The organism is Acrocarpospora corrugata, from assembly GCF_009687845.1.
Classification (GTDB): domain Bacteria; phylum Actinomycetota; class Actinomycetes; order Streptosporangiales; family Streptosporangiaceae; genus Acrocarpospora; species Acrocarpospora corrugata.
This window is the reverse complement of sequence record NZ_BLAD01000065.1, coordinates 64,454-87,364: the sequence shown is the minus strand read 5'-3', so window position 1 is coordinate 87,364 and position 22,911 is coordinate 64,454. Positions and strand designations below refer to the sequence as shown.

Sequence of the window (22,911 nt, the reverse complement as noted above, 5' to 3'; positions counted from 1 at the left end):
GGATGAACTGTGAGTTCCTGCGATGACGGCGGTGAATAGCGTAAATGTATGAGGACGACGACGGGCGTACTTATCAGGTCGTGGTGAATGAAGAAGAGCAGTACTCGATCTGGCCCGCTGACCGCGAACCGCCGCCGGGATGGCGCGCGGATGGGACCGAAGGGCTGAAGAACGACTGCCTCGCGCACATCAACACGGTGTGGACCGACATGCGGCCACGCAGCCTGCGAGAGCGAAAGGCGGAAGCGTGAGCCATCGGGTCGGCGCGGCGCTGGAGCCGCAGGGAGTCACTCTTCAGGAGACCCTGGAGCGCGTCGACATCACCGAGGAGATGGGCGCGGACTCGCAGTGGCTCATCCAGATGCCGGGCCAATGGGAGAGCGGCACCGTGCTCGCCGCGCTGGCGGCCCGCACCGAGCGCATCACGCTCGGCAGCGCGATCCTGCCGCTCTACTCCAGGCCGCCCGTGGCCATGGCGTCCACGGCGCTCACGCTGGGTGAACTGTCCGGCGGGCGGTTCGTTCTCGGGCTCGGGCTCGGGCACCGTGACGTGGGCGAGTGGATGGTCGGGGCGGGCGCCGCGCCGCCGGCAGTGCCCGGCATGCGCGAGTACCTGGAGATCGTGTTGGCGGCCATCCAGAAGGGAGAGGCCGATCACGACGGGAAATGGTTCGGCGGGCATGTCTTCTATCCCCCGACGCAGGAGCGCCACTCTGATCTGCCGGTCTACGTCGGCACGTTCGGGCCGCGGATGCTCGAACTGGCCGGGGAAGTCGCCGACGGTGTGATCCTGTGGATGTGCACGCCGAGCTATGTCAGGGACGTGGTGATGCCGGCGTTGCGGCGCGGGTTCGCGCGGCGCACCGACGGCCGCTACCCGGGCGGGGCCGGATTCGAGGTCGCCGCGTTGATCTGCGCGGCGGTCACGCCGGAGGTCGAAGCCGACCAGACGAGGTTCGGTGAGTATCTCTCCGCGTATGTGCGGGTCCCCACCTACCGGCGGCTCTTCGAGGCCAGCGGATTCGGAGCCCAGATCAGAGCCGGCCGGCCCGACGAGGAGATGATCCGGGGGCTGTCGGCCATCGGCGGGCCGGCGGAGTCGCACGCCCGGATGGCGGCCTATGCCGCGGAGGGTGTCACGCAGATGCTGATCTGCCCGGCCGGCAGCGCCTTCCTCGACCGGGGCCGGTATCTGGACACGGTCCGGGCGGCGCTGGCGTAGGTGCCGCCGGGCCAACCGGCCCGGCGGCTTTTCTGTGCCCGGCGGGTCCGCGTGCCCGTCACCGGCCGGCCAGGCGTTGTCGCCTGCGGCTTGTCCGCCACCAGAACCTCGGTGGTGAGCCGTCACCGGCCGCGCCGCGCGGCCAGGCGTCGCCGCCGTTCGTCCTCGGGTACGGCCACCCGCCTGCGCTGTGCTCGCGTGACGCCGTTCCGGTCGCCTCGGAGATGGTCGGCGAGGGCCCGTACGGTCGGATGCTCGTAGAGATCGAGAAGCGGGATGTTCTGCCCCAGTTCCGAGCAGAGCGCGGTGTGGACGGTCGTCATCCGCACGGAGGTCCCGCCCAGGTCGAAGAAGTTGTCGTCCACCCCCACCCGGTCGAGGCGGAGCGTCGCCGCCCACACGTCCCCGATCTGGCGTTGGAGGTCATCCGAGGGCCGGATGTAGGCCGGCCGCAGCACCGGCCGCCGGGGGGCCGGTTCGGGGAGCGCGGCTCGGTCGATCTTGCCGTTGGGCGTCAGCGGAAGTTCGTCCATGTGGACCACCAGGGTGGGTAGTGAGTGGGCGGCGAGGTCCTGCGCGAGAAACGACCGCACCTCGTCGACGGCGACCGGTGCGGTCCCGACGGGGACCAGGTAGGAGACGAGTTCGACCTCCTGGCCGACGCGGCGGCCGAGGGTGATCGACTCGCGGACCTGGGGATGCCGGTTCAGCGCCGCGTCGACCTCGGCGGGGGAGACCCGGTGGCCGCGGACCTTGACCTCGTCGTCCAGCCGTCCCAGGTACTCGATGGTGCCGTCGGGCAGCGGCCGGCCTAGGTCGCGGGTACGGAACCGCCGGACATCCGGCACCGGGTCCTGGGCGAAGCGTTCCCCGGTGAGCTCGGCGTCGAGATAGCCGGTCGCCAGATGCCTGCTGCGCACGACGACCTCGCCGACCTCGCCTACGGCGGCGGGGCGTCCGGATGGCGTTGTCACCATCAGTTCGCCGCCCGGCGCACCGGATCCGAGTGGCAGTGGTGCCGCCGGACCGTGGCGCGCCGCCCAGTCTTCGGCCTCGCGCAAGGTGATCGGGCGGTACGAGGGGAGCTGGGGGGTCTCCGTCGCGCCATACCCCACCACGACGGTCGTGTGTTCGGCGACGCGCGACAGATCCTGGACGTCGCGGGGCGTGACCACGTCGCCGGCCAGGCAGACCAGCCGGAGGTCGGGCAGGCGGAGGCCGCTCGCGTCGGCGGCGGCGACGAGGAGGCGGGAGTACTGCGGGGTCAGGTTGGCGACCGTGATCCGCTCGGCCGCTAGCCATTTCAGCAGGGACTCGGGGGTGGACGGCCCGGGGGGAGGGACGTGCAGCGCGCCGCCGCACCACAGCGGCGTGAACAGATCCCGGTGGAGGGGATCGTGTGCCAGCCCGGACAGGAAGGAGAAACGGTCGCGGGGGCCGAGCTGGAACGCGTCGCAGTACCAGTCGAGGAAGTGCGCGAGCGGACCTGGTTCCGCGACGACCGCCTTGGGGCCCGAGGTTGTTCCCGACGTGAAGGCGACGTAGCCCGGGGATACGAGCGGACCGGTGGCCCTGGCGCGGCCCTGGAGGGTGACTTCGCCGTCGCCCGCCACGCTGAGGACGGCGAGGTCCTCGCCCAGTTGGTCGAGGGCGGTGAGGTCTTCGCCTAGCTGGTCGAGGGCGGTGAGGTGCTCGCCCAGTTGGTTGAGGGCGGCTGTCGCCTTACCTCGGTCGGCCTGCGTGATCAGCAGAGCGCCGGGGTCGGCAGCCTTCAGGCAGGCGGCCAGGCGCCGGGGCGGGAGCGCCGGGTCGAGCAGGGCGTAACGGCAGCCTGCCAGCCAGACGCCCAGCAGGATCGCGGGCATCAGGCGGGACCTCGCCGACAGCACGGCCACCGTACCGCCTGGGGGCACGCCGGCTTTCCCGATGGAGGCGGCGATCCGGGCCGCATCCTCGTGGACGGCGGCGGAGGTGCGGACGCCGTGGTCGTCCACGATGACGCCGGTTCCCCGCTCGATCCGGTCGGACAGTCGGCGGATCGCCTCGTCGGCCGGAACGGCGGCCGTTGCCAGGGTCGATGGCTGATCGACGCTCACGTCCGGTTTGTCCAGGCGTCGGTGGGGGTCCGCGACGAGTTCCGCGAGCCGCAGTTCGTACTGGTTCAGCAGTGCCGCGCCCAGTTCCGGCGGGCAGGTCGCCGCGTCGTGGACCACGCGCACGGTCAGGCGTTCGCCGTCGTCGGTGAGGTAGACGTTGAGGTCGTACAGGGCCGGCGGCGAGGGAGGCGGGGCGACCGAGGTGCGTAGGCCCGGCATCGGCGGGGCGGAGTCCGGGGCGCCGAGATGGTTGAACCAGACGGCGAACGGGCGCTCCAGTCCCGTCTCGGCCAGAACCTGGTCGAAGGGCACGTCCGCGTTGGCCTGGATTTGTCCCCATTGGCCGCCGAGCCGTCCGACCAGCTCGGAGAAGGTGGGGTCGCCGCTGGTGTCGATCCGTACGGCCACGGTGTTGACGAAGAAGCCCACGACCTGATCGAGGTCCGCGCCGTCCCTGCGGGATACGGGAACTCCTACGCAGATGTCGTCCTGGCCGGTCCACCCGCGCAGGACGGAGCCGAAGGCCGCCAGCATGACGACGAACGACGTCGTCCCGCAGCGCCGGGCGAGGGTCTCCACCTGGGTGCGTACCTCGGGAGCGAGGTGCTTGGCGTGCTGCCCGCCGACGCCGGCAGGGGCGGCTGCCGCGTTGACGGGCAGGCGGCCCGGCGTGGCCCCTTCGAGGTAGCGTGCCCAGAAGCCGATCTGCCGCTGGACGCTTTCCTCGTCGAGATCACGGGCCGTCGCGGCGGCGCCGAAGTCGAGGGGGAGCGGCGTCAGCCGGGAGGGCGTCCGCCGCAGGTGAGCGGTGTAGAGCTCGCCGAGTTCGGACAAGATGATCTCGGTTGATCGCCCGTCCACGGCCAGATGGTGGATCGCGAGCACCAAGCGATGGCGATTCTCCGTGGTGAGGAGCATCGCGCGGAGGGCGGGATCGGTGCTGAGATCGTAGGGCCGCCCGAGGAACTCGTCGGTGGCCGGGTCGAACCCGTCCTCGGCGCAGCCGGTGATCGTCAGCTCGGGAGGGCCGGTCAGCACCCTGGCGAAGGGCCGACCGCCACGCGGCACGACGACCGAACGCAGGGTGGCGTGCCGCCGGGTCAGCTCGCCCAGCGTGTCGCGCAACGCCCGGGTGTCCAGTTCGCCGTACAGATCCAGGACCACCGGAACGGTGTACGCCGTGCCGGTGGGCGTGAGCGCGTGGGACAGCCAGAGCCGGAACTGAAGAGGGCTGAGCGGGTACTCGGACGATTCGGTCCCGGCGATCCGTGTCGCCGGACGTGCATCGTCGAGCCAGGCCGCCAGGGCCGCCGGGGTGGGGCAGGAGAAAACGACATGCGAGGGCACGTCCAGCTCCAGCCTCCTCCGGAGCTCACCGGCGACCGCGGCGCTGGTCAGTGAGGTGCCGCCGAGCTGGAAGAAGTCATCGTGCGCGCCCACGGTTTCGAGACCGAGCACTTCGGCGTAGACGTCCGCGACCAGGCGTTCGCCGGTGCTTCGGGGCGGCGTCGGAGCCGGCCGCACGGGCGCGTCGGGCAGGGAGCGGCGATCGACCTTGCCGTTCGGGGTGAGCGGCAGGGAGTCCATTTCCACGAAAGCACCCGGCACCATGTACGGGGGCAGCTTTCGCGCCGCGTGTTCGCGCAGGTCCCCGGCCCGCCCCACGAAGAACGCCACGAGCGAGTCGCCGCGGACCAGCACCACGGCCTGGCGGACGGCGGGATGTTCCTCCAGCACGGCCTCGATCTCGCCGAGCTCGATTCGGTGCCCGCGGAGTTTCACCTGGTCGTCCGTACGGCCGAGGAAGTCCAGACTGCCGTCGGGCCGCCACCTGGCGACGTCGCCGGTCCGGTAGAGGCGGGCGGAGCGTGCGCCGAACGGGTCGGGGACGAAGCGCTCCGCGGTGAGCGCGGGCCGGCCGAGATAGCCGTCCGCTACACCGGTGCCGCCGATGAACAGTTCGCCGGGCACGCCGATCGGCGCGGGCCTCCCCACACGGTCGAGCACGTGGACCGTGGTGTTGTCGATGGGACTGCCGATCCTGATCTCGTCAGGATCGGTGGGGATCTCCCAGGCCGTCGACCAGATCGTGGTCTCCGTGGGTCCATACACGTTGATCAGTCGGCTCACCCGGGATCTGAGCTGCCTTGCGAGCTGACGCGGAAGGGGCTCGCCACCGGTCAGCGCCACCACCGGCGGAAGATCGCCGGTCAGCAGCACGCGCCAGCCCGAGGGCGTCGCCTGCACGTGGGTCACGCCGTGCGCCCGGATCAGCCGGGCGACCTCCGCCCCATCGTGGGCGGAATCGGCGATCACACAGGTGCCCCCGGTGATCAGTGGCAGATAGAGCTCCAGCGCCGATATGTCGAAGGAGAGCGAGGTCAGCGCGAGCCAGACATGGCGCGGCCCGGCATCGAGCAGGTCCCGCGCCCAGAGCAGGAAATTGGTGAGCGCGCGATGCGGGACGACGACGCCTTTGGGACGGCCGGTGGAGCCGGAGGTGTACAGCACGTAGGCCGGGCTCCTCGGATCGACGGCGGGCAGTTCGTCGTCGAAGTGGGCCGAGGCGTCTCGCGCGGTGTCTCGCGGGGTATCTCGCGAGCCGTCTCGCGCGGTGTCTCCCGAGGCGTCTCGCGAGCCGTCTCCCGCGTTGTCTGCTGAGGCTGCTCCTGCGGTGTGTGCTGAGCCGTCTCCCGAGGCGAGGACATCGCTCAGGTAGAGGGCCGGGATTCCAGCAGGTTCGAGGTGCCGTTCGGTGAGCGCGACGCGCGCGCCGCTGTCCGCGATGACGTATTCGGTGCGGGCCGCCGGGTAGGCCGGGTCGATCGGCAGGTAGGCCGCGCCGGACATCGAGACGCCGAGGAGGGCGGCGAGCAGATCCGGCCCCCGGTCGAGGCACACAGCGACCAGCTCGCCGGGTCCGACGCCCTGCCCCCGCAGGTGCCCGGCGAGGATCCGCGCACGGGCGAGCAGGGCGCCGTAGGTGAGCTGCTGCTCACCATGGAGAACGGCGACGGACTCGGGGTCCTGCTCCCGGATCAGATCGAGCAGGGTGACCTCGGGGCGGACGCGCCCGGTGTCGTTCCAGGCGCGAATCGAACCGGACTCCTCATCAGGGAGCACAGAGAACTCTGCACGTTCACCCACGCCGTCAGTCGGATCCTTATCCACCACGTGCAGCAGCATCGCGGCAGGTGAAATGGAATGAGAAGCGTCTGGCGACTTCTCGCCAGGAACGTCCCGCACCCTTGTTGGCAGGGAAATGCGGCCAGAATCATAAGGGCCATGATTCAGCGTGGAAGCCGTGCCGCAGGGCGTTGCGGGTCGTCGTTTCAGCGATCCGTGGAGTAGAAGGTGGAGGCATTCTCCCCGGCCAAACAGGCGCTGCTGGCACGCCTGCGTCGTGGCGCGCATCCGGAGACCGTGATTCCCCGGGTGGATTCCAGCGGGCCTTTTCCGCTCTCCTATTCACAGGAAAGGGTCTGGTTCGCCGAACAGCTCGTTCCGGATATGCGGAGCTCCAATCTGGTCGTCGCGGTCCGGATCCCGGCGGTGCTGGATCCAGCCGACGTGGAGCGGCGCCTGGCGGCACTCGTCGCCGAGCACGACGTCCTGCGCATGTCCGTCGAAATGATCGGCGAAACGCCGGGACTGGTCGTCGCCGACACGGTCCCGATCCAGGTGCCGGTGATCGACCGCTCCGGCTACCACGGCCAGGACCTGGACTCGATGGCCCGGCAGGAGGCGCTCGCGATCAGCGGGCGCGGCTATGACCTGGCGTGTGCGCCGCTCTGGCGGATAGAGCTGGTCCGGCTGCCGGGGGCCGAGACGATGGTCGTCATAGCGGCCCACCACCTGATTCTCGACGGCACCTCCCTCACCCTGCTGGGTGGCGCGCTCGCCGGCCTGCTGGCCACGCCAGAGCTGCCCGTCCGGTTCGTCGACTTCGCCGCCTGGCAGCGCGAGCAGGTCGAGGGTGGCGCGTTCGCGGCGGAGTCGGACTACTGGCGGCGGCAGCTGGCCGACCTGCCGGCGCGGCTGGAGCTGCCGGCGGATCGCCGCCGCCCCGCCCGGGTCACCTTCGACGGCGCGACCATCAGCGCGCCGGTGCCGGAGCGGACGGCTCAGCGGGTCCGCGCCTTCGCCAAGGAAACGGCCGCCACTCCGTACATGGTGCTGCTCGCGACGTTCAAGGCGGTGCTGCACCGCTGGACTGGCGAGCAGGACCTGGTGGTCGGCTCGTCGGTGTCCGGGCGTACCCGCCCCGAGATCGAGCATCTGCTCGGCACGTTCAACAACATGATCGTTCTGCGTACGTCGCTGGACGGCCGGCCGTCCCTCCGTGAGCTGGTCGGCCGCGTCAAGCAGGTGGCCACCGAGGGGTTCGACCGGCAGAACCTGCCCTATGAATGGCTCGTACGCGAGCTGCGCGGCGGCGGCGCGGAACCCCCCGTGACGGTCTGCTTCAACATGCCGGCCCAGGACGTCCCGCTGCGGCTGGTCGACCTTCCCGTCGTTCCCGAGGGCGCCCAGTTCGAGCTGACCGCGCACATCATGCCGGAACCGGACGAGGGGTTGCGGGTCCAGTTCGAGTACTCGGCCGACCTGTTCGACGAAAGCACCGTACGCGAACTGCTGGACCAGTACCTCAGCCTGATCGATGAGCTGCTCAGGAACCCGGACCTGCCCATCGCGCAGGCGCCGATGGCGGCGTCGGTGCTCGAAGGGGCGCCCGCCGAGCTCACCGGCACCCTGCCCGAATTCGTGATCGCACAGGCCCGCCGGACCCCCGACGCCATCGCGGTGATCAGTGGCGCCGACTCGCTCACCTACGCCGAGCTGGTACGGCGGGCGCGTGGCACCGCCGCCGCGCTGCGCGCCCGGGGCGCGGGGCCGGGCGTGCCCGTGGGTGTCCAGCTGGCGCGTGGACTCGAACTCCCCGTCGCGGTGCTCGGAGCATGGCTGGCCGGCGCCGCCTACGTGCCGCTCGATCCCGCGCAGCCGGAAGCCAGGACGCGGTTGATCGTGGCGGAGACCGGCGCGCTCGTCCTCGACGAGGCAACCCACACGGGGGTCGCGCCGGACGTCCGGGTCGAGCTCGGCGACCCGGCGTACGTGATCTACACCTCCGGCTCCACCGGCCGCCCCAAGGGTTCGGTCATCACCCATGCCGCAATCGCCAACCGGGTGCTGTGGGCGGTACGCCGGTACGCCTTCGGGCCCGGCGACCGGATGCTGCAGAAGACCCGGATCACCTTCGACGCGCACGTGTGGGAGTTCTTCGCGCCACTGGTGAGCGGCGGAGCCGTCGTGATGGCCCCCGCGGGCGTGGAGGAGGACCCCGAGGCGATGCTGCGGGCGGTCGCCGACCATCAGGTGAGCGTCCTGCAAGTGGTGCCCTCGGTGCTGAGACTGCTCGCCGAGGACTCCCTGTCGGCCGGGTGGGCGCGGTGCCGGAACCTCCGGCTGCTGTTCTCCGCGGGTGAGCCGCTGCACGCCGAACTCTGCCAACGGATCTTCACCCGGCGGCCCGGCATAGAGATCGTCAACACCTACGGGCCGACCGAATGCGCGATCGACGTCAGCGCACAGGACGTCGATCCCGGTCAGACCGCCGGTCCCATCCCGATCGGTCGGCCGATCGACGGCGTGCGTCTGCTCGTCCTCGATCGGGAGGGGGAGCCCGCGCCGCCGTGGGTGCCCGGCGACCTCTACGTCGGTGGTATCGCCGTGGGCCTGGGATATCTCGGCAGGCAGGACCTGACGGCCGCCGCGTTCGTACCGGATCCCGCAGGAGGCGTCGGGCGTCTCTACCGGACCGGGGACAGGGCCCGGCTGCGGGGGGACGGCGCGCTGGAGTTCCTCGGCCGCCGCGACGGGCAGCTGAAGATCAACGGGGTCCGGGTGGAGCCGGGCGAGGTGGAGTCGGTCCTCGTCCGGCACCCCGCCGTCCCCGCCGCCACCGTGGTGGCGCGGGAGGGAAACCTGATCGCCTACGTCACCGGGAGCGTGCCTCACGACGACCTGCGCGCCTTCCTGCGTGAGTGGCTGCCCGCCCCCATGCTGCCCGGCAGGTTCGTCACCCTGGACCGGCTCCCGCTGAACGCCAGCGGAAAAGTGGACCGGGCCGCACTGCCCGAGCCGGGCGCGCCGGCCGTCCCCAGTAGCCGCCTGGCGGCCCGCGATCCGATCGAAGAGAAGATCGTTGGCATCTGGGCGGAGTTCCTCGGGCTCCAGACCCCCGGCGTACGCGACGACTTCTTCGCACTCGGCGGGCATTCCCTGCTCATGACGCGCCTCGGCCTGCGGTTGCGCGGCGAGTTCGGCGTCGAGATCCCGCTGCGCGACCTGCTGGGCGCCACCACCGTGGAGCAGCAGGCCGCCCTCGTCGGGCGGGCGAAGACGGCCGGGGACCGCATTGCGCCGGTCGGCCGCGACCTGCCGCTGCTGCTCTCGCCCGGCCAGCGGCGGCTGTGGTTCCTGGACCGGATGGAGCCGGGCGGCACGCTGTACACAGTCCCGCTCGCCGTACGGCTGAGAGGCCGGCTCGACTCCGTTCGGCTGGAAAACGCCATCACCGAGGTCGCGCGCAGACATGAGGTGCTACGGACCCGGTACGACGACGGACCCGTCCAGATCGTCATGCCCGAGCCCTCGGTGCCGCTACGGCACGCGGAAGCGCCGCTGTTCGAGGTGCTCGACGACGAGCTCGGCCGCCCGTTCGACCTGGACAGGGGTCAGGTCATGCGGGCGGTGCTCGTCCGGCAGGCCGAAGACGATCACGTGCTGGTGCTGCTTCTGCACCACATCGCCTGCGACGGCTGGTCGTTGGAGATCCTGCTGCGGGAACTGGGGGAGATCTACGCGGGGGGATCACCTGAACTGCCGTCCATCCAGTTCGGCGATTTCGCCGTCTGGCAGAACAGCGAGCGACGGGACGGCTCCTCGCTGGCGTACTGGCGGAAGAAACTCGACGGGCTGACTCCCCTTGAGCTTCCGCCTGACCGGCCGCGGCTGGCCGAATGGAGCGGACGGGGGGCGGTCAGCGGCTTCGTCATTCCGGCGGATCTGGCCGGTCGCCTGCGAGAGCTCGGCCGGGCCCACGCGGCCACCCCGTTCATGACGTTCCTCGCGCCGTTCCTGGTCCTCCTCTCGCGCTACACCGGGTCGATCGACACGGTGGTGGGCACACCGCTGGCGGGGCGGGCGCAGCCGGAGATCGAGGACCTCATCGGTTTCTTCGCCAACACCCTCGTGTTGCGCACCGACCTGTCCGGGGATCCCGCATTCCCGGAACTCCTCGGCCGGGTCAAGTCGACGGTGCTGGAGGCGTACGCCCACCAGGAGTTGCCGTTCGAACGGCTGGTCGAGGAGGTGGGGCAGCGCCGGGACCTGTCCCGCAATCCGTTGTTCCAGATCATGTTCGAGATGGGCGGCGAGCAGGCCGCTGACTCCCTCGGCTTCGGCGGGCTGACGGCCGAGCGGCTCGTCGAGATGCCCTGGCACACCGCCAAGTTCGACCTCACGATGAGCCTGCTGGAGCGGACCGACGGCTCGGTCCTCGGCTACGTCGAATACGCCACCGACCTGTTCGACGCCGTCACCATGGCCCAGTTGGTCGGCCGTTACCGCCGCGTGCTGGAGGCGGTGGCGGCCGACCCCGCGCTGCGGCCGTCGGAGCTCGACGTGTTCACCGGCGAGGAACGCCGGTTGATCGGCGCGGAAACCGACGGCGAGGAACGCGGGTTGGTCGGCACGGAATCCGCCAGCGAGGAACGGCGGTTGATCGGCGCGGAAACCGTCGGCGAGGAAGTCGCCGAGTGCATGCACGAAATGTTCGAGCGTCAGGCCGCAGCCTCTCCCGACACGCTCGCCGTGGTCGAGATGGACGGCGATCGGCTGACCTACGCCGAGTTGGACGCACGGGCGAACGCCCTCGCACACGGATTGCGGCGGCGCGGGGTGGTGGCGGAGACGCCCGTCCACGTCTTTCTCGGACGTGGCGCCGCGATGGTGACGGCCATGCTCGCGACCCTCAAGGCGGGCGGCGTCTACGTGCCGCTCGACGTCGACGCGCCACCGGCCAGGATGTCCGGCCTCGACGCTCGGTTCGTGGTCACGACGCCGGAGCTGGCCGATCGCGCCCGGCTGTACGCCGCAGACCTGGTGCTCGTCGGGCCCGAGGTGGCGGCGGAGCCGCCCGCTGCCGAGGTCACGCCTGGTGATCTCGCGTACACGATCTTCACTTCCGGGTCGACCGGGCGGCCCAAGGGGGTCATGGTCGATCACCGAGCCTGGACCGGCCATGCGCGGGCGATCGCGCGGGAGTTCGAGCTGAAGCCCAGTGATCGTGTGCTGCTGATGTCGTCGCCCGCGTTCGACGTCTCGATGGAGCAGGTGGCCGTCACCCTGCTATCCGGCGCGACCCTGGTGGTCGCGGCGCAGGAGCTCACCAGTCCGGCGCGCATGCCCGCGCTGATGGCCGAGCATCAGGTCACGGTCGCCGAGATCCCGCCGTCGTACTACCGCGAGATGGTCGGCCACTGCGACGAGGGTCTCGCGGGTCTGCGGCTGCTGAGCGTCGGCAGCGACGTCGTGCGCCACGACGATGCGGGGAAATGGTTCGCGACCGGCCTCCCCGCACGTTTCGTGTCCGGCTACGGCCCGACCGAGACCACCGTCACCTGCACTCTCGCGCGGGTGACCGCCGAGGAGGTCGCGGTACGGCCCGGCGCGGACCCGATCCCGATCGGCCGTCCGGTCGGGCACACCCGCGTCCACGTGCTCGATGCACAGCTCAACGCTGTCCCCTTCGGCGTGCCGGGAGAGCTGTACATCGGCGGTGCGCGGCTGGCTCGCGGCTACGCCGGACGGCCCGACCTGACCGCGGATCGCTTCGTTCCTGATCCGTTCAGGCACGGGGAGCGGCTCTACCGGACCGGGGATCTCGTCCGCTACCGGGAGGACGGTTCGCTGCGTTTTCTCGGCCGTACCGACAATCAGGTCAAGCTGCGCGGATTCCGGATCGAGACCGGCGAGGTCGAGGCGGCGCTGCTGGGCCATCCGCAGGTACGCGAGGCCGCGGTCGTCGCCTTCGGCGTGGGCGACGAACGCGGCCTCGCCGCCTACGCCGCCACCCGGTGCGCGCCCGATGAGCTCAGGGAGTTCCTCACCGGCCGGTTGCCCGGCTACATGGTTCCCACCCGGTGGACCGTGCTGGATCGGCTGCCGCTCACGGCGGGCGGGAAGGTCGACCGCCGGGCGCTGCGCCTGATCGAGCCCAGCGCCGTACGGTCGCCGGGGCGACGCCCGCGGACACCGGCCGAGGAGCGGATCGCCGGAATCTGGGCTTCGGTGCTGGACGTCGAGGGCATCGGCATCGACCAGGATTTCTTCGCACTCGGCGGCCATTCGCTGCGCGCCGCGCGGGTGCACACCCGGATCCAGGAGGCGTTCGGCGTCGAACTGCCGCTGCGCCGTCTGTTCGAGGCCACCACCATCGCCGACCTGGCGCAAGCCGTACAGGCGGCGATCGAGGACGATCTCGCCCTGCTCTCCGACACCGAGATCGCGGCGCTGCTGGAGGAAGAGGAGCCGAGTGACCGCCACATCTGAGCTCAGACGCCAACTGCTGGAGCGCAGGCTGCGAGGTGAGGCCGCCGACGCCGGCATCGGGCGGGCCCCGCGCGACCGGCCGCTGCCGGTCTCCTCCGCACAGCGCCGGATGTGGTTGCTGGATCAGCTGCTTCCCGGCACCGCCGAGTACACCGTCCCGCTGGTGCTGCGGCTGTCCGAGCCCGCGCGCGTCGACGACCTGCGGGCGGCGCTGACCGCCCTGGCGGAGCGGCACGAGGTGCTGCGGACACACTTCGCGGTGTCGGGCGGCGAAGTCCACCAGGTGATCGCCGAGCCCGCGCCGGTCCCGCTGACCGTTTCCGACCTCGGCACCGAGACGCTGGAGGAAGCCGTCCGGCGCCGGCTCGTCATCCCGTTCGATCTCGCCCGGGGGCCGATCTGGCGGGCCGCGCTGCTGCGCGGCGACCACGACGTCCTGGTCCTCACCGTGCACCACATCGCCTGCGACGGCTGGTCGATGGAGATCCTGAGCCGCGAACTGAGAGCCCTCTACGACGGCGCGGCGCTGCCTCCCCTCCCCGCGCGGTACGCCGACTTCGCGGCCTGGCAGCGAGACCGGCTGACCGGGCAACCGCTGGAGCGCCGACTGGATTTCTGGCGCACCACCCTCGCCGGCCTCGAACCGCTCGACCTGCCCACCGACCGCTCCCGCGCCGTTCCCCGTGACCCCAGCGGAGCCAGGGTGCGCTTCACCGTGCCCGCCCCCGTCGGTCAGGCACTGCGCGAACTGAGCCACTCACACGGGGCGACACTGTTCATGACCCTGACCGCGGCGCTGAGCGCCCTGCTGTCCCGGCACACCGGGCAGACCGACATCGCGGTGGGTACGGCGGTCGCCGGCCGCCCCCGATCCGAGGTCGAGGGCATCGTCGGACCCTTCATCAACACCGTCGCCCTCCGCTGCGAACTGACCGGAAACCCCACCTTCCCCGAGCTCCTCTCCCGGGTACGGGAGACCACCCTGGCGGCCTTCGCCCACGAGGACCTGCCCTTCGAGCGCCTTGTCGAGGAACTACAGCCCGAGCGGGACCTGTCCCGCAACCCTCTCGTCCAGGTGATGCTCCTGCTGGAGAACGGCGGCCCCATCGCATCGGCAGGGTGGGAAGAGATCCCGGTCGCCTCACCCGCCGTCAAGATGGACCTGACGGTCGGCTGCCACGAACTGGCGGACGGCACTCTCCTGGGCGGCCTGGAATACGCCACCGCCCTGTTCGACCAGCCGACCATGGAACGGCTCGCAGATCACCTGGTACGACTGCTCACGGCCATCGCCGCCACTCCCGAGACCCGCGTCGCCGACCTGCCCCTGCTGACCGCGGACCAGGAATCGGCCGTCACCGCGTGGGCCACCGGCGCACCAGCCCCCGTTCCGGCGCACTGCCTGCACGAACTGGTCGAGGAGACGGTACGGCGGTCCCCCCACGCCGACGCGGTGATCTCCGCCACGGAGACGCTCACCTACGCGGAACTCAACACCCGAGCCAACCAGCTCGCGCACCGGCTCCGCTCGGCAGGCGTCGGCCCAGACCGCCCCGTGGCGGTCTGCCTCTACCGTGAGGCAGACCTGGTCGTCACCCTGCTGGCCGTACTCAAGGCCGGCGGCGCCTACCTGCCGCTCGACCCCGACGACCCGCCCGCCCGGCTGGCGGACCTCATCGCGGAGTCAGGCGCCGCCTGCGTGGTGACACGCGAAACCCTGACGATCCCCGTGCCCGACGTCCCGCTGCTGTTCGTCGAGGCCGACCGCGGCGACTGGGCCGCCGAGAACCCGTCCCCGCTGACCTCGCCCGCGAACCTGGCCTACGTGATCTACACCTCCGGCTCGACCGGGAAACCCAAGGGCGTCATGGTGCCGCACCAGGGCATCGTGAACCGGCTGCTGTGGATGCAGGACCGCTACCGGATGAAGCCGGGGGACCGCGTCCTGCAGAAGACCCCCTACACCTTCGACGTCTCGGTGTGGGAGTTCTTCTGGCCGCTGCTGACCGGCGCGACGGTGGTCATGGCCCCGCCAGGGACGCACAGGGAACCCCTCGAACTGGCCGCCTTCATGAACGAGCACGACGTCACCCACGTCCACTTCGTGCCCGCCATGCTGGACGCGTTCCTGGACGTCGCGGCAGCCTTCACCAACGGACGCTGCCCCGACGGCTGGCGTCAGGTGTTCTGCAGCGGCGAGGCCCTCCGTCCCGCCACGGCCCAGCGCTTCTTCGCCATGTCATCAGCCCACCTGCACAACCTCTACGGACCGACGGAAGCCTCGGTCGACGTCACCTCCTACGAGGTCCCCCAAACGGCGAGCCGGATACCGATCGGCGCACCGATCACGAACATGCGCGTCCACGTCCTCGACCCGGAACTGAACCCCGTCCCGCCCGGCGTCCCGGGAGAGATCTACCTCGGCGGTATCGGACTGGCCCGCGGCTACCTCGGCCGCGCCGACCTGACGGCGGACCGCTTCACCCCCGACCCCTTCGGCGGCGGCCGGCTCTACCGGACGGGAGATCGCGGCCGCTTCCTCCCCGACGGCTCCATCGAGTACGCGGGACGCCTCGACGACCAGATCAAACTACACGGCCTGCGCATCGAACTCGGCGAGATCGAAGCGACCCTGCTGGCCCACCCCTCGGTGGCACTGGCGGCCGTAGCCGTGACCAATGAACAGCTCGTGGCCTACGTCGTCCCGGCCAGCGGATTCGAGACGTCCGCCACCGAGCTGCGCGCCCACCTCTCCCGGCGGCTGCCCGCCTACATGGTCCCCGCGCACGTCGTTGAGCTCGCACGACCGCCGCTCACCGTCAGCGGCAAGATCGACCGCAAGAGGCTTCCCGCGCCGCCTCGGCTGCGCGTGGCCGCCGACTCCGTCGCCCCGCGTACCCCGGTCGAGGAGGCGATCGCCGCGGCTTGGTGCGCGGTGCTCGGCCTGGACCGGATCGGCGTGACGGACGGCTTCTTCGACCTCGGCGGTGATTCGATGCGAGCCGTGCGGCTCGTCGGCGAACTCCGGGCTCGCGGGGTCGGAGTGACGGTTCAGGACGTCTTCCAGTCCCGCACCGTCGAGGCACTCGCCCTGGTCGCCGGAGGAGCCGAGGAGCGCCTCGACGAGCTGCGAGCCGAGCCGTTCACGCTGCTCACCGACGCCGACCGGGGCCGGCTGCCCGGTGGGGTCGTCGACGCCTATCCGCTGTCGCAGGTGCAGGCCGGCATGGTGTTCGAGATGCTGGCCGACGAGACCGTCATGCCGTATCACAATGTCACCGGATACCGCGTCAGCGGCGGTCTCTCTCCCCATGCGCTGCGCCTGGCCGCCGCGAAGGTCGCCGCACGGCATCCGGTGCTGCGCACCTCGGTCGAACTCGACGCCTTCTCCGAACCGCTCCAGCTGGTGCACGAGGAGGCCGCCCCCGAGATCGAGTTCACCTCGCTGCTGGGGGTGCCCGACGTCGACGCCGCCGTGGAAGCGGCCATGGCGGCCGAGCGGGCCCGGCCGTTCGAGCTTTCCACGGCACCGCTGTGGCGGCTGCGCGCCTTCGAGGTCTCGGCTGACGAATGGTGGCTCGCCATCGTCGAATGCCATGTGATCCTGGACGGCTGGAGTCACAACGCGCTGCTCGCCCAGCTGCTGGAGACCTACCGGGCTGGCGAACAGGCCGACCCGCCGGCGCCAAAGCTGAAATATGCCGATTTCGTCGCGATGGAGCAGCGCACACTGGCAGCCGCCGACGATCGCGACTTCTGGGCGTCGCGGCTGACCACCCACCACCGGCTGGCTCTGCCGGAACGCTGGAGCGAACCGGGACCCGATCGCGTCCAGACGAAGGTGATCGCAAATGATCATCTGGAGGAGGGGGTGCGCGCCCTGGCCAAGGCGCACGGGGTCTCCCCCAAGACGGTCTTCCTCGCCGCCTTCGCCGCCACGCTGGCTCCGCTGGCCGCCGACCAGTTCTTCTTCGGGCTGGTCAGCAACGGCCGCCCCGAGGTGAGCGGCGGCGACGAGGTCTTCGGCATGTTCCTCAACACCGTGCCCTTCGCCGTCACCCGGCCGTCGGGCACCTGGCGCGAACTGATCAAAGCCGTGTACGCCGAAGAGATCGCCCTCTGGCCACACCGCCGCTTTCCCCTCCCGGCGCTGCAACGGGCGCACGGCGGGCGGACCCCGTTGATCGCGGCCACGTTTAATTATCTCGACTTCTACACGGTCGGCCGGACCGGAGCCGTCGATCTCCCGGTCACCAAGGACGACAGCCCCAACGAATTCCCGTTCGACCTCACCATCATGCCGGGCCGGATCGTCGTCACGAGCCGCCGGGCACGCATCGGCGAAAGCCACGCCGCCAAGCTGGGCGAACGCTTCGCCGAGGTGCTCCACTCCATGATCGCCGACCCGGACGGGGTGGTGCCGTCCGAGCTTGGCTCGTCCGACCCCGGCGGGGTGGTGCGGTCCGGGCCCGGCTCGTCCGACCTCGATGGGGTGGTGCCATCCGAGCCCGGCACGACCGAACCCGATCCCCAGCAACTGGCCGCCCATTCCGCACCTCGCCCGTACGTCCCGCCGCGTACCCGCTTCGAGAAGGCCATCGTGGCGGTCTGGGCGGAGGTCCTGGGTGTCGCCGAGGTCGGCGTCGAAGACGACTTCTTCGAGATCGGGGGCTACTCCCTGGCGGCGATGCGGATCGCGAGCAGGCTCAGGGCCGTGCACGGCATCCATGTGACACCGCGCGATGTGCTGGAATGTGGCACGGGTGAGGCCCTGGCGGAGGTGGCGGTTCCGGTCCGGGGGCCGGAACTCCGGTCGCGTCGCGCTGATCCGGAAGTCACCCAGCCGGTGAGCCGGGGCAGCATGCACTGGCTGCGGCCCGCCGGTGCGGGGTCGGCGCATGCACCCCTGGTCTGCGTCCACCCCGGTGGTGGCAGCGTGCACTGGTACCACGCCCTCGCCGAGCACCTGGCGGGGGACCGCCCGGTCGTCGCCTTCCAGCATCCGGCTCTGGCGGACGTGCGCGAGGCAGAACACGACGTGCCCGGTCTGGCGGCGCTCTACATCGATCAGCTCAGGCGAGAGTTTCCCGCCGGGCCGTACCACCTGTTCGCCTGGTGCGGGGGGTCGGGTGTGGCCTGGGCGATGGCCGGGCTCCTGGACGCGGCCGGTCAGCGGTTCACGCTCAGCCTGCTGGATCCCGGCGTCGACGGCTTCGGCGACCCCGAGGTCCTACCGGCTCATCTGCCTGTCCTGCGGCAGATCGAGGCGGCCTATCAGCGGCTGGAGGAGTCCCCGGCGGACGCCGTCAAGCTACGCCGCGAATTAGCGGAGATGTTGCGATTCGTCGTTAACGATCCCGATGCTGAGGATCTCATCAGCGACGAGCCGGACCGCAGCTGGAACGACCTGGCCCGAGCCTGGAGAGTGATGCTCGAAAGGCGCATTAGCTATAAATATCCGACTAAGCCATACCAGCTGCATCTCATCGTGAGCGACGAATGCGCCGCGGCCAGCGCGGACTCACTCCGCGGCTACACCTATCCGGAATACCTCGCTCTCTGGCGTGGCCTCGCCTCCGGCGGTGTCACCGTCCACCGCACTCCCGGAGATGAGATGTCCGTGGTGCGTCCCCCGCAGGTCGCCGCCCTGGCAGTCCTGCTGGGCGAGGTGATCGATCCGGCCTAACAACTCCTAACGGAATAGGCGAGTTGCCGGGTCGGTCGCCGTTATCCGGCGGCGTTAACGCAGGTGATGCTTCTCACCGCGCCGGCGCCAAGAAGGCGCAGCGCTGCTCGCCGACCCGGTGGCCAAGGCGCTCGTCCCCGGCCTGCGGGTGACCGAGATCGACCCGGATCTGTGACTGCTGCGTCTCCGGCTCCGTGGTCACCTCGTCAGGCACCCGCTGCCGGTACGGATTCGGCGACAGCCGGGAGACACATTCTGTTAGTGGTTCTAATAGGGCTCGCAGGAAATTAACCCGTAGGTTCACAAGTCTCTGACCTCGACAAACCCTTTGTGAGCGCGCAAGTTAATTCTCTGCGAGTCCTAAGGTGTGAGGCGCCAGACATGCGCCCACTCGGACTGGACCCGGCCCTGTAGCGGCAGCATGAGCGCCACCGTGGTCCCGGACGAGGCTCCCACCGAGAGGTCGAGGGTTCCGCTGGCCTGGGCGACGTTCAGCCGGAGCGACGGGAGCCCATGTCCGGACGAACCGAAGTCACGTTCGGCCTGTGAGCCCAGGCCGACCCCGTCGTCGGTCACCAGCAGCCGGATGATCCCGGGCTCCGGGATGTCGACCAGGACCTCGATCGTGCAGGGCCCCGCGTGCTTGGCCGCGTTGACGACGAGCTCGCGCGTCGCCCCGACGAGCAGGTCCTGAGTCTCGGCCGTGCCGACCGCCGCCATCGCGTCCTGGCTGATCGACAGGCGAACGTCGGCCCGGAACGCCCGCCGGACCTCCTCCAGCACCGCTTCTATCCGCGTGGCCAGCAGCTGGCTGGACTGCTGCGGAAGCTCGGAGATGACCCGCCGCAACATGGCGTCGGCCCGCGCCAGGAGCGAACTCGCCAGCCCGACCCGATCGACGGCTTCTTCGGGGATGGTCGGCAGTTCGAGCACCTCATCGAGCTGGATCTGCGCGGCGAACAGGTACTGGGCGACTTCGTCGTGCAGCTCGTTCGCGAGCCGTTGCCGTTCCTCCAGACGGGCCAGCGCCGTCCGCTGCTGCAGGTAGCGCGCGCTGGCGATGGACAGGGCGATGATGTAGGCGAGCCGGGCGAATCCTCGCTCTTCCGGTCTGCCGACGGTCGACGCCGACAGCCAGACCGCGATGAGGGTGCCCACGCGCTGATCGCCGATCCGTACCGGCGCCATCAGCACCCCGCGCGGTGCGGCGGTCTGGATCAGGTCGGCGGCCCGCCGCCGGGACGTCTCGTCCAGTCCTTCGCGCCAGGCGTCCTGGCGCGGCGAGTCCGCCGGCGCGTACGCCACGACATCCGCGTCGATGGCGTCGCGCATCGCGGACAGGACGCGGGGGAGCTGGGTCGCGAAGTCGTCGGTGTCGCGCATGGCCGAGGCCGCGTCGGAGAGGACGGCCTCGATCTCGCTGCGCAGGCGCAGGCGGCGCACGTTGGCGGTCAGTTCCACCGACACCGCGACGGGACGCGCCAGCAGCTGCGCGTCGTGGAGATCGTTCATGGTGAAGCCACGCGGCTTGTTGGAGATCTCCAGCACGCCGGTCGTCCGGCCGGAGACGAACATCGGCACCGTGAGCAGCGACGTCGGCAACGGCCGCCGGGTGGCCGCCCCCGTCGGGTCGGGCTGGACCGGCCCGTTCGTCATGTCGGCGCGGCCGGTCGTGAACACCCGGGCCACCCGGTAGCGCATGTCGTGCGGCTCCACCGGCTCGGCCCCGGCCTGAAGTGTCCCGTCGGGCTCGGGCAGCGGCTCAAGCAGGCCGGAGTCCTCGTTGTACAGGTAGACGCGGACGCGTACCAGGCCGATGACATTCCGGACCGCCGCCGCGATCCGCCCGGCCAGGTTCTCGAAACCCACCCACGAGATCGCGGCGGCGAGGTCCAGAATCGCCTCGGACTGGGCGATCCTGCGCTCCAGGTGCCCGCCGCTTCCCCGCCGCAGCCGGCGACTCGCCATGGCGATGGCGGCGTGCCTGCCGAAGTCCGCGGCCAGGTCCTCGTCATACCGGGTGTCCCCGGCGCAGATCAGGTGGAAGTTCCCCATGCGCTTGCCGCTCACGAAGAGCGCGAGCCGCCGGATCTCCCGGCCGTCGCGCAGGGGCGCCGCCGGGAGGGGGACGACGTGCGGGACGCCGGGGTGGGGCGCCAGCCGCTCGTCCTCGCTCCGGTCGGCGTGCAGGAACTCCGGCCAGTGCCGGTGCACCTCGTCGCCGACCAGGCCCGCCACGCCGACGATCGTGGTCCGGCCACCGGAGTCACGCCCGGTGATCAGGACTCCGCCGCAGCCCAGGGTGGCCTGGGCCAGGTCGGCCAGAACGGTCAGGTCCTCCGAGTCGAGCTGCGCGGTCGCGAGCGGTATGTCCTCGGCCACCTATACCGCCTGTGCCGGAAGCTCCCCATCCTCCGGCGCCGGCGGTATCGTCCCGTCCTGCATGGCCTTGACCACCAGCGCGGTACGGCTGGGCACCGCCAGCGTGCGCTTGAGCTTCTGAATGTGGAACCGGACCGTCGATTCGGAGATGCACAGCCGGTCGCCGATCTGGCCGTTGGTCAGCCCGGCCGCGACCAGTTCGAGCACCCGGCGCTGGTGCGGCGTGACCACCTGGCGCTCGGTGCGGCGGCTCATCACCCCGTCGAGCCGGTGCACGATCGCCGAGGCGCTCTGGTCGGCGAGCCGGATCCGGCGGTCCGAGGCGACCTGGAGCAGGGTCTCCTTGAGTTTGGCGATGCCGGCGGCCTTGGTGACGTAGCCGGCGGCTCCGGCGAGCTGCGCGGAGCGCACCGTGTCGTCGCTGAGGTAGGTGGTCAGCATCACGACGGCGATGTCGGGGGAGTCCTCGATGAGCCGGCGGCAGACCGCCTGGCCCGTCATGTCGGGCAGGCGAAGGTCGACGATGGCGGCGTCCGGCCGGGTGCGCCGCGCGATCGCGATCGCGTCCGTGCCGTTGCCGGCCACGCCCACCACGCGGAACTGGGTCATCGCGGAGAGTGAGGCGACCACGCCGTTGCGGACTACCTCATGATCGTCGACCACCAAGATCCTCATTGGTCCTCCATCTCGAACTGCCACCGTCCTACACCTTGGGCCATTTTTAAGCCAGGGACCGGTCCACTATCCGGCCGCGCATCGCTGCCACGCCTCCCGCAGCCTGCGGGCGTGCCGGTCGATCGCCGAGATGACCGTCGAGAGGTTGCCGTCCCGGTAGCCGGTGACGATGGCGGCGTGGTCGCTGTCGCCGGGCGCCTCCCCGGGTCCGATCCCCGTGTGGGCGGTCACGGTGGACAGTTCGCGGTAGTGGTTGAGCAGCCGGGGGTTGCCCGCCAGCGCGACCAGCCGTTCGTGGAAGTCCGGCCCGGCGCCGTCGGCGGAGCGGGGGAAGGCCCGGCACGGCTGGTCGGCCAGGCGGGCGAGGCTGGTCAGGTCCGACTCCTCGACCCAGCCGACGGTCAGTTCGGCCACGCCGACCTCGATGGTCCGCGAGGCCGAGATCATGTCGAGGGCGGTCCGCAGGTCGAGGCCGCCGACGACGTACTCGCCCTGGGGGTCGCGGGCGACCCGCTTCTCGGCGGTGAGCCGTTTGAGGGCCGCGAGCACGGCGGCCGGTTCTGCGGAGAGGCTCTCGACCAGGTGCGGCACCGACAGCGGGCTGCCGGGTGGGAGCCCGTCGACGAGGATCATCGCCCGGATGGCGCTGTAGACGGCGGCGTCGTCGCCGACGAGGAAGTGGCCGAAGGCGCCGGCGAAGTAGGCGAGCGGTCTTCCGTCGTAGCGGACGGCGCTGTGGACACTGCCCAGGAAGACGGTGTGGGTGCCGCCTTTGACCGCCTCCGAGACTCGGCATTCGACGTGGGCGAGGGCGTCCTTGATGAGGGGGACGCCGGCTTCGCCGTACCGGTAGTCCACCGTGGAGAAGCGGTCCGGGTGGCGGGAGGCGAAGCATTCGGCGACCGCGCCCTGGTCGTCGCGGAGGATGCTGATGCCGAAGCGGCCGGTCCTGCGGATCGCCTCCTCGGTGGCGGCGCCGCGGAAGAGGCAGGCCAGCACCATCGGCGGGTCGAGGGACAGCGAGGTGAACGCGCTCGCGGTGGCGCCGAAGTCGCGTCCGCCGTCACGGGTGGAGACGATCGTGACGCCGCTCGCGAACTGGCCCATCACGCGCCGGAAGTCGGCGGCGACGATGCGTCGTCTGGGGCCGCCCGACAGCGACTCGGTGGGCGAGAGCCCCTCGGTGGTGTCGTTCATGCCATGACCTCCAGTCCAGCTTGTGAACTTTGTCACTT

8 protein-coding genes are annotated in these 22,911 nt (G+C 70.7%); 4 read left to right on the top strand and 4 right to left on the bottom strand.

Features of this window, described 5'->3' with window-relative positions; genetic code table 11:
* The first annotated feature begins 44 nt into the window (after window positions 1-44).
* A complete protein-coding gene (locus Acor_RS25885; RefSeq protein ID WP_155339344.1) occupies window positions 45-251 on the top strand; it encodes an MbtH family protein in 207 nt (68 codons plus the stop codon).
* Window positions 248-1,222 (top strand): LLM class flavin-dependent oxidoreductase, encoded by a 975-nt coding sequence (locus tag Acor_RS25880; RefSeq protein WP_170317082.1) that lies wholly within the window; start codon window positions 248-250, stop codon window positions 1,220-1,222. The genes Acor_RS25885 and Acor_RS25880 overlap by 4 nt, the downstream gene beginning before the upstream one ends.
* 122 nt (window positions 1,223-1,344) lie before the next feature.
* Here Acor_RS25880 and Acor_RS25875 read toward each other — a convergent pair whose 3' ends face one another.
* Window positions 1,345-6,465 carry a non-ribosomal peptide synthetase gene (locus tag Acor_RS25875; protein WP_170317081.1) on the bottom strand — a complete coding sequence of 1,707 codons (5,121 nt, stop codon included), beginning with the start codon at window positions 6,463-6,465 and terminating at the stop codon, window positions 1,345-1,347.
* Between the two features lie 207 nt (window positions 6,466-6,672).
* Between Acor_RS25875 and Acor_RS25870 the strand changes: the two genes are divergently transcribed.
* Window positions 6,673-12,933 (top strand): non-ribosomal peptide synthetase, encoded by a 6,261-nt coding sequence (locus tag Acor_RS25870; RefSeq protein WP_155339341.1) that lies wholly within the window; start codon window positions 6,673-6,675, stop codon window positions 12,931-12,933.
* Window positions 12,917-18,619: a non-ribosomal peptide synthetase gene (locus Acor_RS25865; RefSeq protein ID WP_155339340.1), complete on the top strand. Its 5,703-nt coding sequence runs from the start codon at window positions 12,917-12,919 to the stop codon at window positions 18,617-18,619. The genes Acor_RS25870 and Acor_RS25865 overlap by 17 nt, the downstream gene beginning before the upstream one ends.
* Before the next feature lie 360 nt (window positions 18,620-18,979).
* Here the strand turns inward: Acor_RS25865 and Acor_RS25860 are convergent, their stop codons facing one another.
* From Acor_RS25860 to Acor_RS25850, 3 genes are all read right to left on the bottom strand, one after another.
* Complete coding sequence (locus Acor_RS25860) at window positions 18,980-21,001, bottom strand: GAF domain-containing sensor histidine kinase (RefSeq protein WP_155339339.1); 2,022 nt, start codon at window positions 20,999-21,001, stop codon at window positions 18,980-18,982.
* Window positions 21,002-21,676, bottom strand: coding sequence for a response regulator transcription factor (locus Acor_RS25855; protein WP_155339338.1), 675 nt, complete (start codon window positions 21,674-21,676; stop codon window positions 21,002-21,004).
* 66 nt (window positions 21,677-21,742) lie between these two features.
* Window positions 21,743-22,873 (bottom strand): flavin reductase, encoded by a 1,131-nt coding sequence (locus Acor_RS25850; RefSeq protein ID WP_155339337.1) that lies wholly within the window; start codon window positions 22,871-22,873, stop codon window positions 21,743-21,745.
* Between the last annotated feature and the right edge of the window lie 38 nt (window positions 22,874-22,911).